The 17,302-nt window shown below is 57.5% G+C and carries 11 protein-coding genes; 6 read left to right on the forward strand and 5 right to left on the reverse strand.

Annotated elements, in window-relative coordinates:
• Together MU521_RS16375 and MU521_RS16380 are read right to left on the reverse strand one after the other, a co-directional pair.
• The gene (locus MU521_RS16375) at positions 1-3,474 is read right to left on the reverse strand and encodes a hypothetical protein (protein WP_139171145.1); all 3,474 of its coding nucleotides are present in this window, start codon (positions 3,472-3,474) and stop codon (positions 1-3) included.
• Positions 3,475-3,554: 80 nt separating this feature from the next.
• On the reverse strand, positions 3,555-5,336 hold the full coding sequence (locus tag MU521_RS16380) for a DEAD/DEAH box helicase (RefSeq protein WP_092693914.1): 1,782 nt from the start codon (positions 5,334-5,336) through the stop codon (positions 3,555-3,557).
• Positions 5,337-5,494: 158 nt separating this feature from the next.
• Here MU521_RS16380 and MU521_RS16385 point away from each other — a divergent pair, with 158 nt between their 5' ends.
• Entirely contained in the window at positions 5,495-6,352 is an 858-nt protein-coding gene (locus MU521_RS16385; protein ID WP_092693916.1) for a hypothetical protein, read from the forward strand.
• A gap of 2 nt (positions 6,353-6,354) precedes the next feature.
• Entirely contained in the window at positions 6,355-9,225 is a 2,871-nt protein-coding gene (locus tag MU521_RS16390; protein ID WP_092693918.1) for a DEAD/DEAH box helicase, read from the forward strand.
• A gap of 861 nt (positions 9,226-10,086) precedes the next feature.
• On the opposite strand, the gene MU521_RS16395 is transcribed toward MU521_RS16390, so the two are convergent.
• Positions 10,087-11,040 carry an HNH endonuclease gene (locus tag MU521_RS16395; RefSeq protein ID WP_092693922.1) on the reverse strand — a complete coding sequence of 318 codons (954 nt, stop codon included), beginning with the start codon at positions 11,038-11,040 and terminating at the stop codon, positions 10,087-10,089.
• Positions 11,041-11,174: 134 nt separating this feature from the next.
• Positions 11,175-11,522 (reverse strand): Hsp20/alpha crystallin family protein, encoded by a 348-nt coding sequence (locus tag MU521_RS16400; protein WP_092693924.1) that lies wholly within the window; start codon positions 11,520-11,522, stop codon positions 11,175-11,177.
• Between the two features lie 408 nt (positions 11,523-11,930).
• On the opposite strand from MU521_RS16400, the gene MU521_RS16405 reads away from it, so the two are divergent.
• Both MU521_RS16405 and MU521_RS16410 read left to right on the forward strand, forming a co-directional pair.
• A complete protein-coding gene (locus MU521_RS16405; RefSeq protein WP_092693926.1) occupies positions 11,931-12,956 on the forward strand; it encodes a DUF7961 domain-containing protein in 1,026 nt (341 codons plus the stop codon).
• A 224-nt stretch (positions 12,957-13,180) separates the two neighbouring features.
• On the forward strand, positions 13,181-13,852 hold the full coding sequence (locus tag MU521_RS16410) for a hypothetical protein (RefSeq protein WP_092693928.1): 672 nt from the start codon (positions 13,181-13,183) through the stop codon (positions 13,850-13,852).
• A 3-nt stretch (positions 13,853-13,855) separates the two neighbouring features.
• On the opposite strand, the gene MU521_RS16415 is transcribed toward MU521_RS16410, so the two are convergent.
• On the reverse strand, positions 13,856-14,491 hold the full coding sequence (locus MU521_RS16415) for an IS6 family transposase (RefSeq protein ID WP_092693930.1): 636 nt from the start codon (positions 14,489-14,491) through the stop codon (positions 13,856-13,858).
• Between the two features lie 53 nt (positions 14,492-14,544).
• Here MU521_RS16415 and MU521_RS16420 point away from each other — a divergent pair, with 53 nt between their 5' ends.
• Both MU521_RS16420 and MU521_RS16425 read left to right on the forward strand, forming a co-directional pair.
• Complete coding sequence (locus tag MU521_RS16420; RefSeq protein ID WP_092693932.1) at positions 14,545-14,904, forward strand: hypothetical protein; 360 nt, start codon at positions 14,545-14,547, stop codon at positions 14,902-14,904.
• 177 nt (positions 14,905-15,081) lie between these two features.
• Positions 15,082-17,250 (forward strand): hydantoinase/oxoprolinase family protein, encoded by a 2,169-nt coding sequence (locus tag MU521_RS16425; protein WP_092693934.1) that lies wholly within the window; start codon positions 15,082-15,084, stop codon positions 17,248-17,250.
• Positions 17,251-17,302: the final 52 nt, after the last annotated feature.

The following is a 17,302-nucleotide window of genomic DNA, read 5'->3' on the forward strand; positions in this document are numbered from 1 at the left end:
TCATGAGAACACCCCCTTGAGACGAGCCAGGAAGCCAACCGACCGTCGGTTCACCACTTCGTCCGTCTCACGGTCGACGACGATGACCTCGTTCGAACTCAGCAGCGCCTTCGAATAGATGACGAGGTATCGTTCGTTGGCTCCGGCCGCGTAGCGCCCGAGATCATCAGCGACCGTGTCGGGGACGAGTGTCTCAAGTTTCCCGTCGATGTTGCGGCAAGCCCGGCATCGGTCGTTTTCCAGCGAGGTCTCGGCGTAGGGTTGCTGGCACAGCTCGCAGTCGACGAAGTGCTCGTCACACACCGCCTCCACGGTGACTGGGTCGTGGTTGGCGTGGTCGGCACAGAGCGTCTCACCGTCGACAGTGCAGGTTTCGCGGTGGTCCTGACAGTACGGGCTGTTCTCGTCACACACGTCGCAGGCCCGCATATGACTCGGACAATGGTGTTCGCCGCCGTCGGCGCAGATGACACTGTGTTCGCCACAGCGCGGTGTTCCACACGTCGCGCAAATGTAGTGATGGGAGCTACAGAACGACTCGCCACACCCGCCACAGGCCGCTGCGTGTGACTGCCCGACCGTGTCACCACACGCAGTGCAGACCGTCGCATCGTCGGCACAGACCAACTCGTCGCATTCACTGCACGTGTCACCGTGGTCGTCGCAGAAGTACTCGCCGCACTCGTGACACGTGTTCTCGTCGCGCTGGCAGAGCACGTCGTCACAATCAGCACACGTTTCAGTGTGGTCGGGACAGAGCAGTTCACCGCAGTTCGTACATTCGGCCAGGTCGGCCTCACAGGTCACGGCATCGCAGATGCCGCACGCGTCAGCATGCTGTTCACAGACCGTGTCACCACAAGAGTGGCATTCGACACTGTCCCGCTCGCAGTGCACGTCGCCACCGACGGCGCAGGTGTACTGATCGTCGACACAGAGGGACTGGTCACACGTCGTGCAGTCGACGAGATCACTGAGACACGTGGTCTCGCCACAGACATCACACGCATCGGTGTTCTCCGGTGCGAAGTAGTCCTGGCAGGAGTGACACTCCACTGCGTGATCGGTGCACCGCAGTTCGTCGTTCGCAGTCACTTCGACGTGATGTGTCGGGCACGCTGTCCGACCGCAGTCAGCACACGTGGCGGTATGCGCGGTACAGATGCGTGCACTGGCGGCGTCTTCGCTGGACTCCAGGCAGACCTCACAGTCCGTCCGATGGTCGGGACAGACCGGTGACCGACACTCCGAGCAGCGGTCGAGCGCGTCGTAACAGAACGGGTCACCACACTGGACGCAGTCGTCTCGGTCGTTTTCACAGAGCAAGTTTCCGTGTTCGGTACAGGCGACCTGATGCTCGGGACAGACTGCGTCCCCACAGTCCGAGCACACTTCGAGATGCTGATCACAAATATACGTGCCACAGTCGGTACAGGCGCTGGCGTGCTCTGTACAGTGGAACTCGTTACAGACCGTGCATTCCACGGCGTGACTCGGACCGACGACCTCGCCACACGTCCCACAGGAAACGACGTATTCCTCGGAAATCGGCTCCTCACAGACGCTGCACGTAGCGACGTGTTCGTCACAGACGATGTCGCCGCTGTCCGCACACTCGGTCGTGTGCTCGACGCAGTGAGGGTCATCACAAACTGCGCACGTCTCGGCGTGGCTCGGGCAGACGCCAGCGTCGCACGTCGCGCAGGTAACGACGTGGTCCTTCGCGATCGTCTCATCACAGACGCTACACACTCGTCCGTGCTCATCACAGACAGCGTCCCCGCAGTGGGCACACTCCGTCGTGTGCCCGCTGCAATGGATCTCTTCACACGACTCACAGGGCGCGCGATCGTCCTCACAGACTGCCTGCCCGCAGGTCGCACAGTCAGTTAGATGGCCCGTCCCGAAGTCACCAGCACAGATCGCACAGGTCGCTGCTTCGTCGGTACAGTGGTAGCCACCACACCCGTCGCACGCGACCGCGTGCTCGTCGCACCGGTCGTCACCGCAGCCGGCACACGTCACGCGATCGTTCTCACAGAACGTGCCGTCACAGGCTGTACAGGCACCTGTGTGCTCGCCGCAGTACAACTGTTCGCAGTCATCACAGGTCGTGAGATGGGCCTGGCAGTGCGTCGCGCTGTCGTGCTGACAGTCGCTCAGATGCGTGTCACAGTGGAACCGCCCGTCAGTCTCACAGGTCGTCCCGCAGAGTAGACACACCGTCTCGTCGTCAGTCATACAGGCCCGGGAATGCGCACCACACACGTACCGCTCGCACTCCGTACACGTCTCGGCGCAGTCCGCGCACTCGCTCCGGTTACAGATCGCACACGTATCCACCGGCGTCTCACAGTCCGGACACCCTGACGCACCACAGGATTCACACACATCGAGACAGCCGCCACAGACGACGTTGTCACATTCACAGACCTGCGGCATCGTCGCCGACTCGAACGCCGTGCCACAGGTCGCACAGTCGAACGCATGCGTCTCTCCGGGTCCAGGCGCATATTCCAGCGTCGTCACACCAGTTCGCTCACCATCGTCCACCCCGACGCTGAGCTCGCCGTTCTCGTGAGCGACGAGCGTCATCCCGAGCAACGAAATATCGACGTCGACGGTGTGACGCTCCGTCGTCTCGGCGATCTCCTCGCGTTGCTTTTCCCGGAGTTCCTCGCGACGCTGTTCGATCAGCTCCTGAAGCTCCTCGTATTCCTCTTTGGCCTCAGAGAGATTCTTGCGATACCGCCGCCGCGTCTCGTTCTTCCGTGCACTGTTGACCTTGTCCTGCCATTTCCGAATCTCCTGTTTCTGCGCCGGGAGTTTCTCCTCTAACTCCTCGATGCGCTGATCGTACAACTCCCGGATCTCCTCTGCTCGCTGTGTCGCCTCGTCGGCTGCGTCCGAGGTCAACTCGTCGACTTCATCCTGAATACGCTGCTTGACGACGTCAACTGCTTCCTCGTACCGATCTTCGACCGTCTCGTCGGAGGTCTGCACAGGGACCGTTTCACTGCTCTCGAGCAACGGATCTAGATGGGTGTGCAGTCGCTCTTTCAGCGCCGGGCGTCGAACCCCCGTCTCGAGATCGAACGCAACCGTCTCCAGACGCTCCCGGTGGAACGAACTCGTACTCTCGAACTCCACCGAGAAGTGGAAGACGACTACGTCTTCCGTGCGAGTCGCGTCGAACCCTTGGACGGTCGTTTGCAGGTCCGACACGTCTAACACGTCTGGTAACTGAACCTGGAAATCACTAGCCCCAACGCGAAGATGGCCGACCGTGACATCCTGGGTCGCGAGCTCCAACAGCGCGTTGAACGCTCTGGACCCGGGCTGGACGATCAGATCACCGCGCCCCGGCTGCTGGTCTTTCGGATCGAACACGAGCGTCACGTCACGGTCGTCCGAAAGATCTTCGAGTTCGGATGGTAAGTCGACGTGCCAGCACGCCGTATCGGACCGTTCCACGCGACCACCGTGAGTTTCGATAACTTCCGCGGCGAACCGCCGCACTGAGAGCCGGTTCAGAACTGCTCGGTCGACAGAACTCATGCATTCCCTTCGAACTCGAAGCTGTCGAACACACTCTGGTTGAAATCGTTCATCTTCTCGGCGGCCTCGGTGTTCTCCTCGAGATCCACAGCCATCTCCTCGAAGTTGTTCTCCAGTTCGACCTCCGAATCCGCGCTGCGAAGGCGCTCGAACACTTCCTGCTCGAAGTCACTCCCGGACTGCTCCATCCGCGACAGGATATCCCGAAGCCCACCGATGGACTGGTTGAACAGGTCGATCTTCCCGTAGAGTTTGTCCAGTACGTGTTCCTCGACGGTATCCTCGAGCGCCATGTTGAACACGTGGACTTCGCGGTTCTGCCCGATCCGGTCGACACGCCCGATCCGCTGTTCGACCTTCATCGGATTCCACGGCAAGTCGTAGTTGACCAAGACGTTGCAGAACTGCATATTCCGCCCTTCGCTGATCGAATCCGTCGCCACCATGACACCGCCTTCCGCCTCGAAGTCGGCGACTTTCTGGGCCTTCTGCTTACTGGACAGATCACCGTTGACGACGTGGACAGGTTCGTCGAGTGTCCGCACACTCTCGGCGATCGCATCCTGTGTCGGCCGGAACTGCGTGAACACGACCACACGCGTCGTGTTCAACTGCTCCTGAATCGTCTCGATGACGTTCTGGAGTCGCTGTTGCTTGGTCGTCTGCCCCATCCTGTCGACAACAGCCTGGATCTCTTCCATCGACTGCCGCTCCGCACGCGACAGTTGCTTTGATTTGTCGGCGAGCCAGCGACTGACCGTCTTCTCGACAGCATACGGGCTGCTGACGACTTCCTTCTGGAGCGTGAGCAACACCAGATGACGCGCTCCCTGACTGGAGTAGTGTTCGCGGACGTGCCGCGTCACTTCGTCGTAGAGTTCTCGTTCACGGTCAGCAGGTTCGAAGACGTTCGTATGCACCTCGCGGTTCGTGAAATCGATCTTCGTCTCTTCACGCCGGTTCCGAATCATCACCTGCTTGAGTTTGCGCTGAAGATCGTCCGCGTTCTTGATCTGAGCGCTCTCCCTATCAGCGACGTACCGGCGATTGAACTCCTGTTCCGTCCCCAGCAATCCAGGGCGAATGAGATCGACGACGTTGTACAGATCGGTGATGTCGTTCTGGATCGGCGTCGCCGTCGCGAAAAACGCGTTTCCGTAATCGATGGCATCCATCAACTCGTACCGTTGCGTGTCGGCGTTCCGGACGTGGTGCGCTTCGTCGAGCACCACCACGTCCCAGCGCCGTGAGAGTACGTCGTCACGGTGTGTTTTTGATTTCGCCGTGTCGACGCTGGCGACGATTTTGTCGTGCGCATCGAATCCCTCGAAGTCATCGTCGTAATTGCACACGAACTCGAGACCGAACTTCTCTTGCAGTTCGTCCTGCCACTGCGGCGCGAGTTGCGCCGGCGTCAATACCAGAAACGTGTCCCGACTGTCTCGGAAATCCATCTCCTTCAACACCATCCCGATCTCGATGGTCTTCCCGAGCCCGACCTCGTCGGCGAACAACGCACCTGATCCCATCTGGAACAATGCACGATGCGCAGCGTTGAGCTGGTGATCCAGGAGTTTGATCCGGTCTTTGATCTCCTCGACCGAGAGCAACTCCTGCTGCCCCTGAGCGATTGAAAACCGATGTGACTGCACGTTCAGCAGATGCTCTGTCGTCTCGTCAGGTCCGTCCTCACTGAGGGCTTCGGTGGCGACCGACGCATCGTCGATCGAAAACGTCGAACCAGGGGACTGGTTGCGCCTTGCCCCGCCATCTGACATATGACAAACTTGTACTGCTAGCTAACACATAAGAATTTCCGTAGTGTAGTGCTGTTTCACCCATTAATATGTATGATGTAACACAATATGTGTCGACAGGCATATAGTAAACCCAGCGATAGGTTAGACAAGAACGCTTCACTGGTGTTCGATACGATATGTCCGATGGCCACGCATCCGGTGACGAATGGGAGAATCACTATCGCGGCTACCGACTCCACACCAACCAAGAAGGCGACGTCTGGTGGCAAGTCTACGACGGAACCGACCGCCTCTATCTCGACCCAACACCAGAGGACCTCGTCGAACAACTGCTCACGGTCAAACGCCTCGGCGGGCGGATCCGAGTCACCGAAGGAAACGATGTCATCGCCAAAGAAGAACGAGGCGACGACTACGAAACCATCTGGATCGGAACGCTCTCGCTATCGGGCGAACTCGTCCCAGCAGACGACCCAGAATACAGTATCGACATCCAACCTGATAACCTGAGCCCCGGCGACCTCTGGCCTAGCGTGTACGACGGCGCCAAATATTCGTTCGGCCCAGGCGCAGAGCGCGTCTGGTGGAGTAATCCAGGCACGCACAAGCGACATCCCGTCACATCGGCTCTTCCCACCGACATCACAGAGCGACTGGCCCGTTACAAACCACAGGGCGGTTCGCTACGAGTGACTCCCTGGAATGACGTCATCACGCTCGTCGATGCACACCCGGCATCGGACAACCTCCGCCAGCAGTTCAACGACCTCCCCCGCGTCGTCAAAAACATCATCAAACTCCGCAAAGAACGCGGCGTCGAGAAACTGCCCGTCTACCTCGGCTCCATCGACGAAACACCGCTCACGGTAGCCGAACCGGACTCACTCACCGACCAACTCTCGGCCAAAGAACAATCCGAACTGGAATCTTGGGCGTCGTCGCTCGGCTCCACGACATCGACGGACCCGGAAGACCACACAGTAGACGACGCCGACGAAAACGATATTCCACACGACGACCCGACTGACTGGTAGCGATGGGGCGACGCTTCCCGCCGCCGCTGTTCGGGGCCGAGGACATGAAGGCAAGGAGCCGTGCCTTCGTCACGCTCGCCACTGACTCGTCCGACCCCCTCTCGAAAGATGCGTTCGTCGACCGCTGTCGCGACCGCCTCACGAAACCAGACGGTGAACGCTACTCTGAACAGTACATGCGGCGCATCGTTTCGACATACGTACAACTGGGCGTCCTCCGACAAACCAACGATGGACTAACCGTCTACCAGTTCGCGCAGGATTGGATCGACGGCGAACTGGATTTCGGGACGTTCCTCTGGTACGCCGTCAAACGAAAGTGGGCCATCGAAGGCGACTTTCCAGAGGGGGTCGAGGGACTGTACAGTATTCACTCGGTAGTACACCAGGCCGACGCCCCAGTCACGCGCTCCGAGATAGAATCACGACTCGCCGCCGAACAGGGCTACGAATTCAACGAAGAACGAATCCGCGGCTATCCCTCCCTCCTCGAAAGCATGGGTGCCCTCCACCAAACCGACGACGGGTACGTGACGTTAGCGCCCGACCGATTCGCAGAACGGTTCCGTAACGCCGATTTCCTCTGGCAGTTCGAACAGTGGCTCAAACGCGAGGGCCCGAACACGAACCCGCCACCGGATCGAGTAAAGCGAGATCTGGCGAAATACTACATGTACCGGGAATCCGGCGGGCATGGCCGCCATCGGAACCTACTCGATACCGCACGAACCGATTATCTCGCTGACGCGTCGCTTACCGACACCTCGAAACCCCAACTCCGACGCTCGGACCGGTATCTGGAGCAACGACGCCATCGTCGTGAACTTCGCGACGAGATCCAGGATCATTTCGACGCGCTGGATTCTCGCTCCCTCGCCGGGCTCTCGACGGACGTTCTCGAGCGAATGGCGGCAGCCCCGACCGAACGTGAGGCTGTTCGAATCAAATCCAGTGCCGGCTCGGGAATGTCCCGTGCTGACCTCGAAGCGATGGCAGACGCACCACGCCCATCGTACACCTACCCTGACGAGTTCGAACTCTACGACTGGCAACGGGAAGCGGCCGACGAATGGTTCGATACCGACTCAGCGTCGGAGCGCGGGATCGCACAGGTCGTAACCGGCGCTGGCAAGACCGTCATGGCCCTGGAAATCGTTCGCCAGTGGCTCGACCGCAATCCAGACGGTGTCGTGACCGTCGTGGTCCCGACGAAGGTCCTTATGAAGCAGTGGCTGACCGAACTCGTCGAGAAACTGAACGTCCCAGCTGACGAGATAGGCTGGGCTGGTGGCGGACACAAAGACGGCTTCGAGGACGGATACAGAATTCTCGTCAGCATCGTCAACTCCGCAGTCAAAGACGACTACCTGCATGAGACCCTGAACACCGCCGACGCCACTGACCACCTGCTCGTCGCCGACGAGTGCCACCGCTACACCGGCGACACGTTCTCGAACATCTTCGACTATCCGCGAACCGCCTCACTCGGACTCTCCGCGACACCACTTTCGGACCCCAGCGACGAGGAACTCTCTCCAAGTGATGAACTCCTGTTAGAGGAACTCGGTGAGATCTATTACGAACTCTCCTACGACGAAGGGCTTGAACGCGGGTTGATTCCGCCGTTCCGGATCAACTATATCGGATTCGACCTGACCGACGCCGAGGGAACGGCGTACGAACGACTGAGCGATCAGGTCTCCGACGCGGTCACGAAGATCGAAAACCGATACCAGAACCGACTGTACGATTTGAACGGGAGTTTTGCCCGGAAGCTACAGGTGATCAAAGAGAGCATCGACGGTCCGACACCGGCGATCAGCGATTACTTCCAGTACACACAGGAACGCCGGGAGCTCGTCGCCGACGCCGTCGCTCGACAGGCGATTACACTCCGGTTGCTGGAGGAGACGATCGACAACGAGCAGAAGGCGATCGTCTTCCAGGAACGAATCGACCAGTTAGAGCAAATGGTCGCCCCCAAGGAAACCCGCGGCCGAAACCCCCGAACGGGCGACGTGTCACAAGCGGACATCGACAGAACACGCCTCTACGAACAGTACCCGGCTCTCGAAACCGTCGACCGACAGCTCGAAGACCTGTTTTTCTCGGCCAAGTACAAACCCGTGATGTACCATTCGGGCCATCGGAGCGACGCCTGGAACGACTTCGCCATCGAATGGTTCGATGACGACGGCTTCGCGAACGTGATGCTCAGCGTCAAAGCCCTCATCGAAGGCGTGGACGTCCCCAGTGCCGACGTCGGCATCGTCCGGGTCTCATCCGGGAGCGTCCGCCAACGAATCCAGACGCTCGGTCGCGTCCTCCGGACGGGCGAGGACGCGAGTAAACGCTCCGAACTATACGTGCTGTACGCGAGCGATACGGTCGACGCAGACATCTTCGAGAAGCACGACTGGCGAGACGAATTGGCCCGTGCCGACGTTCGCCACCTAACCTGGGAAACCGGCGAAAACGCTGTCGAGGGTGAACTACGGCCTGCAACCGAAGACGAGATTCCAGAACCACCGACGACACGTGAGATTCCCGATCCAGAGACACTCGACGTGGGTGATCCGTACCCCGGTCCACGCCGCGGATACGAGTTTAGCGTCGACGCTGACGGTCGCCCGTTCGAGAAAACCGACGGGCGAAAATACATCAATGACGATGACTACCAGGCTGTCGCAGACATTGCATACGAGATGAAAGGTGGCGGAACGGTGAGAGTGAACGAAGCCAACCACGCGATAACCCGGGTTGACGGCGAAATGGTGTTTCTCGGCGGCCTCAAATCACCGGACAACATCACGTACAGCGAGGCATCCGGCGGACTCACTGATGAGCCCGATATGGACCTCGATGACCTATAAAATATACCTATTAAGTCAAAGATAAAAAAACGTCACTTGGAGTTCGGAAACTACGATTTCGGAAATTACGATTTCCATAGTTCCTCTCGTGCCTCCGGAGAGATTGTAGAATATATGTTAGAATCCCCAAATGAGATATTCCACGCCGTGAACGGTGTGGTTTCCCCGCATGAGAATTCCGACGAACTGCCGAGAGAAGCCCCATGACTCCCCTAGCCACAGGCTGTGGTAGGTTTCGGGTAAAGACCGCACCCCAGTTTCGTGGCGCTCAAAGCCTTCCTGTACTTCGTACTGTTCGTTACCCCCGCCTAATTTCATCCTCCTATATGTAAATGAGATGTAATTTTCGCGGATTTCATAGCGTTCAATCTCTTCTTGAACTTAAATCCCCCCACACACCTAATTTCATGGATTCACTTCATTGAGGGTGGGGGTGGGGTGGTCAAATTCTACATCCCCTGATTAGAAGCGCAATCTGGAAGTCTTTAGACCTTGTTTGAATCTTACTGTATAGACAAAAACTGTTCAATCTGCTGTAACAATATGCTTCCAACAAGTGCTAATAGTCAAGATATCTTGTTACTATACCTTATCCTAGATATTATTTATATGGTGTGGTGGGTACTCTTGTTGTCGGTCGTTAACCCCACCGCAACTCTGGTGCGGAATCCATGAAATTAGGAGTGGGTGTGTTCCAATCCATTTCTACAAGACTAAATCCTCTAATATTCTCTCTTAGAGGCGCTAAAATGCGGATACTGGTTTACTCGACTGTAGCATTCGATGAAGAGTACGAAGACTACGAATGCCGTGAACACTGGCAAACTCGTTCCCGATCAGACGGATTTCATACCTCTGCACTCAGACCCACGCGAGTTCTGCGTTGTGTTCGGCGAGATACGCGGTCTCCAAGCTGGCTTCGAGCACTGCAACCTGCTCGCCCGCTCGCTCAAGAATCGTCCGCTGTAGCAAGTCACTCTGCGTTTCGAATGACGGATTCACGCGCAGTCGATAGTCCTGATCGAACGTGAACAGGCCCCGATCAAAGGCAGCGTGATGCGTCTTACTCAAGGGCACGACGTTCCCCAGGTCTGCCCTGTGGTCGGGATACTCACTCCAGGACAAAACGTGCGCCACGTCTAGTAGTCCCGGATGATCGACGCCGGATACTGGGCACGTCCGGTCGTGCTGTGCGATCACCGTCGCGCGAAACTCCGGATCGACCGCTCGCGCAGTCACCACCGTCTCGTAGGTCCCAACCGACACGTCCGAGTCACCCCCAGCCGGCGTCCACTCCGAATCCGCCCACTCCTCCACCGCACTCTCGACGAATCCTCGCCCCTCACTCGTCAACGCGAACTCGTCGTCCCGTTTCTCGACGAGACCCATGCTTCGCAGCCAATTCACCCGTTGCTTCGCCATATCCGGCTCCCCGGGACTCCACCCCAACTCGGGATGCGTGTCCAGTTGCTGCTCGCTCACTTCCGCCAACGACATCGGCCCAGCAGACAACGCATACAGGAGACTCCGCAGTCCGACGTTCCGCTCACACATGATACCCAACAGTGTCCCGACATCACCCTGCTCAACGTACTCGCGGCCAGCATCACCGAGTTCCCAGTGATCGTCTGTCTCGCGAAGGAATCCGACCTGTTGTAAATAGCTCACTCGCCGCAGTATCGACTCTCGACTCGACACGTTCGGGAACGATCCGCGGTGCCACCCGACGAGCTCGTCCGCCGTCGGCTGATGCGACTCGACGAACTCGAGAATAGCGTCTAACGTCTCGACGTACCGTGTTGCACCGCCGAACATCGGCACAATACTCCGAAGGCGGTCCGAAGGCATGCAGACATAGTGACAGAGCCAGATGATGATCTTTTCCCCGGCAAAGCCGGAACTTCTATGCGACGGTGGTACTCTGTCTTGGTGACTTACCTGCGGTTAGCTTAATGGAATCCGATATTAGCCGGGTCGGAGTCACGGTCAAGCGTGACTTCGAGAACGCCATTGTTGTAGCTCATCTGCGCGGACTGATCGTCGACATATGCTGGCAGGTCGATGCGCGTGCGGAACGGGCGCGGGTCACGTGCTGCTCGGATCGCTAGTACCCGCCCATCGCACTGAATGCCGATCTCGTCTTGGCTGGTGTCAGGAATGTCTGCGACGACCCGAATTTCATCCTCGTATTCGTGAACATCAACAGCCTCCGCCTCATCGCCACCAGATAGCATCTCGTTGATCTCGTCAAAGACATCACCGAACGGATTCTCGTCGTCGTCCGTGTTCCGTCTCATCACTATTTACACCGTCGTCACGCCGATAAGAATTCGGTGCTCGTTCGACAAGCGCGCCTACTTCATCGACTACGCAATTCGATGAATCGCTTTCTTCGTGGATCGCATACCGGCATCGGTGCCGGCATGAGCTTACGGATCAACTTGTTGACCTCCTCTGAGTACTCCTTTGTCGCGCCAGGGTACTCACTGGATCAGACAAGAGAACTGACCACCGAATCTCTGCTCTACGATCGGCGGGTCACTCAACGCCGAAACTCTGTTGACGCTGAACGCGCCACGACTCGTCTCAATCCGTTTCAGGCCGATGGTTCAAATATAATGACAAGCTTCTATGAGAGGGTACGGCTTGGTCGATGAATGGTAGAATGAAAAACATTCATGCTGGCTGCGGGAACGGGTTAGTGCGTGTACCAATTTGTCCCCGATGAAATGGACCGAAAGCGAGCCCACCACCAGGCGGTCAAACAGGATGCCGATGACATTGATGCCAAACGAATCGGGAACCTGGGTGAGATCGCGTTCGAGCAGTTCTGCCGTGAGTATCTCCCGAGCGAGATGTGGGAGTGGAACAACGAAACCGCGATTCGTCGCTGTAATCCCGAGAGTTTTGCCGGACACGATTACGAGGTGTTCGGCTACGAAGTCGATGTCAAAACATCGCGAGACATCCTCGCGTTCAAACCAGACGCCCTCGTCGAAAACGACTCGGACGACGATATTATCGTCATGGTCTGGCACCGAGACAACGAGGACAGCTTGATACTCATCGGGTGGGAGCGAGTCGACACGCTGCTCTCGAAAGTCCGGACCGAACAGCAGTATTCCGGGGACTCACCCATGAAACTGGAGCACCTTGCAACCCGACCCATGAACGATTTGCAGGATCTCGGTCCGAACACCGCGCACATGAACCAGACACCCGAGAACCCATTCCAGCCCGGCGACCGCGTCGAGAAAGCTGCTGACAACGACGCATCGGTCGGCGTCGTGGTCGAAGTACTTCCACCGGAAACTCAGGTCGAACTCTACGGGCAAGAACTGAACGGCGAAGCCGTTAGAGTCGCTTTCCCCAGCTCCATGGACGAAGGCCCAGGCGACTGGCGCGACATCGACCCAGCACTCCTATCCTCGTACTGCGTCGACCAAGATATCAGCCTCTACACCTACAAGCACGAGAACCTCCAGTTCGCAGCCAACCCATTCACCGTCGGCGACTACGTCATCAAAACCTCACACGACGATCCCAACCCAGCGGTTGTCGTTGAACGATCCGAGACAGATGATACTCTCACTGTCGTCTACGAGGGGCCGCGAGGCGACGAAGTCCCGCCAGCTAACCTGCCGGATCATTGTGAGGAAGAAGGCTTGTCGACATACGAGTATTCCCACACAGAACTGGAATTCGCTGACATTGGCCAAACTGATAAATAAAGCCAAATATGAAAGTTAAACCATTCCAATAGAGGTAATTTTAGTAATGGATTTAATAATACAACAAACACTCAAGAAGGAGTCGGATTCAATCAACAAGCTACTGAGCGGATAGCAACCATGGACAGTTAGCGTCATTAAGTGTCAGAGAATAATAAAAGTATCTACCACTGGATCACACTTCACACTATGACACCTATGGATCAATCTATCTTACCCAAGCCATGACCTGGAAGGACTCGGTTAAGCGGGAACTTGATCGCTACCGGGAAGAACACGACCAGAAAACATTCACACTAGCTGAGTTCTATGAGTTTGCCGAGGACCGACTCGCCGCAGAGTACCCGAATAACAACACCATCCAGGCGAAAATCCGTCAAACTCTGCAACGACTACGGGAAGGTGGCGAGATAAAGTTTGTTGACGATAACGGCAACTACCGATTTCCCGAACCGACACCCACCATTCCGGATTTCCGTCTTAACCATCCAAAAAACTACTTTGGATACACGCTGGCTGTAGATATTGCTACAATGAACCCTGCCAGAGCAGTTGCTTCGTTAATGACGGAACAAAATAAGGACGGTAAGAAAATTACAAGCGATATCTCGGGCGCTCGTGCTGGCGCCCACCATCTCGACTTAGTTGAGACGACTGGGGAGACAACTCACCTCACCAATCTCGGTCACCGACTCGTCTCATTTGCAGAGCGTGAGCACGATAGCACAGACGCTGCCCTCAATGAACTGCGTTCGTTCTTTGGCACCTCAAAGTTGTTCGTTGATGCGTTGCCGGCCTGGACTGGGCTCACACGAGAGATTATGGTGAATGATCAGGGTATCGCCCGTCTCGTGGAGCTCATGTTTGATATTCATTCTTCCCGAGATGAGGGGTAGTGTTCAGATTAGCTGATTCCATGCGAAGGCGAATGATTGGAGCCAGTCGTCAGCTGTGTCTCGGTCGGCGTTGCTGAAACAGTTTGAGAACGAAGAGGTACGGCGTTTTACCTCACGAAAGACACGTTCGACACTGTTCCGATTTCCGTGGCGTTCGTATCTGAAATCGAGGCCGTGTCGCTGGCAGGCGTCTTTCAGCGGAGCTGCACCATCGACGAGAAACACAGCGTCATCGATATCGTGTTTCTCGCGGAGTTCAGCGAAGAACGCGTGAGCGAATGCATTGGTTCTCACCGGCTCAAGCTTTGTATGGAGTAATTCGTTCGTATCTGGATCGACGGCGGCGTACAGCCAGTATTGCTCGTCGTCGAGTTGGATCACGGTCTCGTCAACTGCAACGTGATCCGGCTGGCGTCCGTCTTGGGGCTGTAGATCGGCCTTGTGAACCCAGTTGTGAACGGTGGATCGTGCGCGTTGGACACCGAATACCTCAAGAAACGAAACAGTATTCGAAGGATAGAGTCCAGCCAGATGTAACTGAATACTGAGCTTCATCAGCAGTCGCGGTGTCGCTTCTCGCTCCACAAACTCTAACTCGATCTGGTCTAAACAGCCGTTGAGGCGGTTGGTTTTTGGCATAGAGCACTAAAAACCGCATCCGCCTCACTTTTCAATCTTATCTGAACACCGCCGTGTCGCGCCGCACGACGTTCAACAAGCACAAACGCGCCTGCGCGTACGCCTTCCCGCTGGACGCGTTCAACCGCGGCGGCCGGCCCACTGACGACACGCACTCCGAGCAGCCCTCTGTAACCAGTGAGACCACAGAGGATGGCAGTGATGAACAGCAGCAACTCGATGTGGTCGCCGACCAGTCCCCGGAGTCAGGAGAGGAAACGGGAGTCGTGGAGGAGTCCGAGGCGGCGTCAGGCGCTCACGACGTTGGTGGAGAGGAGAACGCTGGAGGGGGTGGTGAGAACGCTGCTGCGGAGGTGCGTGCTCGGTTGCAACGAGCAATTGATGCGCTCCAGGAGGTGGAGGACGCGTTGTAGGTGCAGCGAGCGAAGGGGCCGAATGTGAAGATCGGGGCTGGGTGGTGCGGCGCCAGCAGCTACTGAGGTTCTTATTATAAAGGCTAAACATTTGTGTTCCGGTTGTCATCTCGTGTCATTGCCGTTCAACGGGCTTCGTGGTAATGACTAACTAACCACACTGGTTGCACTGACGTGATGGCGAGCTCAGAAGACAACCCAACAGACCACAACGCAGAGATACTGTCAATTGACGCCGGCGGGACGATGACGGACACGTTCCTGATGGATAAAGACGGGAAATTCACTGTCGGCAAAGCCAAGACGACACCGGAAGACGAGTCCCGAGGGTTCATCAACTCCTCTCAGGATGCCCTTGAGGATTGGAACCTCAATGTCGAGGAAGGCTTCCCAGACCTTGTCTCGACGGTGTACTCGGGGACAGCCATGCTCAACCGGCTGGTCGAGCGCGAGAGCGAGGTCGATGTCGGGATTCTCATCACGGGCGGCATGGAAGACACACTTCGGATGGGGCGTGGCCGACAATCCTATACCGGGTTTTCGTACTCGGACCGGCTCCACGTCAATACACACAAACACCCCGAGCCGCTGATTCCGCGCGATCAGATTCGCGGAGTGCGAGAACGGATCGATGTGAAGGGGAACGAGCTGGTGCCGATTTACGAGGACGACGTCCGGGAGTCGGTCAACGACCTCCTCGATAGGGGTGTTGACCACATCGCGGTGATGTTCCTCCACGCCTACCAGAACGATACCCACGAACATCGGGCCAAGGAGATTGCGGAGGAGATCATCGCGGAGCGCGATATGGACACCGACGTGATGTTGTCGAGTGAGTATTATCCGACGCTCAAGGAGCTCCCGCGGTTGAACACGCTCGCAGCCGAGGCTTTCGCCGCCGAACCATCGCGCCATCAGCTCCAGAATGTGCAAGATGCCGTTGACGACCACGGCGGCGAAGTGGGCGTCCGTGTGATGGCGAGTCACGGTGGCACAGTCGACATTCATGCCAACGAGCTCGCGCGGACACTCATCTCAGGACCGATTGGCGGGATGATTGGGGCGAACTACTTCGGCGAGAAACTGGGCTACGAGAACATGGTCTGCACCGACATCGGTGGGACCAGTTTCGACATGGGGATCATCATCGGGAACGACTGGGATATCGATTACAATCCCGAGATGGCTCGCCTTCTGCTGTCGTTGCCGATGGTCAATATGGAGAGTGTCGGCGCCGGGACGGGAAGTTACGTGCGCGTCAACCCGACGTTCGACAAAATCGAGCTGGGGCCGGAAAGTGCCGGCGACCAGGTCGGTGTCAGCGCTGTCGAGACGGATGTCGAGACTGTGACCGTGACTGACTGTCACGTCGCGCTCGGCTGGATCGACCCCGAGAATTTCCTTGGCGGCGACATGCCTATCGACCGTGAAGTCGCCCTCGAAGAGATCGAAGAGCAGGTCGCCGAGCCGCTCGATATGGGCGTCTACGAGGCCGCGCAGGGCGTCGTCGATATCCTCGAAAACAAACTTCGGAACGACCTCGAGGCTGTCGTCACTGGCGAAGGCTACGCGCCGTCGAACTTCAAGTGTCTGTCCTACGGCGGCGGCGGCCCGGTACATACCGCTGGCTACACCAAGGATCTCGGGTTCGACGAGGTACTTATTCCCGAGTGGGCGGCCGCGTTCTCCGCGTTCGGCTGTGGGGCAGCTGATTTCGAATACCGGTACGACCAGACGACGAACATCGACATCGACGCCGACCTCTCGATGGAGGAGGCGGCCGAGACGGCCGGCGAGCAACTGACTGACATCTGGAAACACCTCGAGGACAAGGTGGCTGCTGAGTTCGAGAACAGCAACATCGGCCGCGACGAGATTGACTTCCAGTACCACATTCTCGGGCAGTACCAAGGCCAGCTCAACGCCATCGACATCGAATCGCCGGTCAGTCGAGTCGATACGGCCGAGAAACTCGAGCGGCTCTTGGATACTTTCGAGAACGCCTACCGGCGCCAGTACTCCGAGGAAGCCCGGTCACCGGAGCTCGGACACACGGTTACACAGGCGTCAGTTCGCGGCGTCCGAGACGTGGTCAAACCGGAAATCCCGACCGAGGAGACGCACGGTCCTGAGCCGCCAGCAGGAGCGCACAAAGAGCCGCGGGAAACGTACTGGGACGGCGAGTGGGTCGAGACGGACATCTACGACCTCCACGCACTCCAGCCAGGCAACGAAATCACCGGGCCGGCTGTCTTGGAAGGTGCCGCGACGACGTTCGTGTTGCCGCCGGGCCATGAGACGTGGCTTGATGAACATCGCGTCCACCACCTCTCGGACTCGGCTTAACACCATTCCCCACTCCCCGTGTAGAGATGCACCTACTGCTCGTCGTGATGCA

Origin of the sequence: Halorientalis regularis (genome assembly GCF_023698535.1) — an archaeon.
Classification (GTDB): Archaea; Halobacteriota; Halobacteria; order Halobacteriales; family Haloarculaceae; genus Halorientalis; species Halorientalis regularis.

What these genes read in the sequence shown, in the direction of transcription:
- MU521_RS16380 (WP_092693914.1), bottom strand. Translation starts at nt 5,336, where the DNA reads ATGTCAGATGGCGGGGCAAGGCGCAACCAGTCCCCTGGTTCGACGTTT.
- MU521_RS16385 (WP_092693916.1), top strand. Translation starts at nt 5,495, where the DNA reads ATGTCCGATGGCCACGCATCCGGTGACGAATGGGAGAATCACTATCGC.
- MU521_RS16390 (WP_092693918.1), top strand. Translation starts at nt 6,355, where the DNA reads ATGGGGCGACGCTTCCCGCCGCCGCTGTTCGGGGCCGAGGACATGAAG.
- MU521_RS16395 (WP_092693922.1), bottom strand. Translation starts at nt 11,040, where the DNA reads ATGTTCGGCGGTGCAACACGGTACGTCGAGACGTTAGACGCTATTCTC.
- MU521_RS16400 (WP_092693924.1), bottom strand. Translation starts at nt 11,522, where the DNA reads ATGAGACGGAACACGGACGACGACGAGAATCCGTTCGGTGATGTCTTT.
- MU521_RS16410 (WP_092693928.1), top strand. Translation starts at nt 13,181, where the DNA reads ATGACCTGGAAGGACTCGGTTAAGCGGGAACTTGATCGCTACCGGGAA.
- MU521_RS16415 (WP_092693930.1), bottom strand. Translation starts at nt 14,491, where the DNA reads ATGCCAAAAACCAACCGCCTCAACGGCTGTTTAGACCAGATCGAGTTA.
- MU521_RS16425 (WP_092693934.1), top strand. Translation starts at nt 15,082, where the DNA reads ATGGCGAGCTCAGAAGACAACCCAACAGACCACAACGCAGAGATACTG.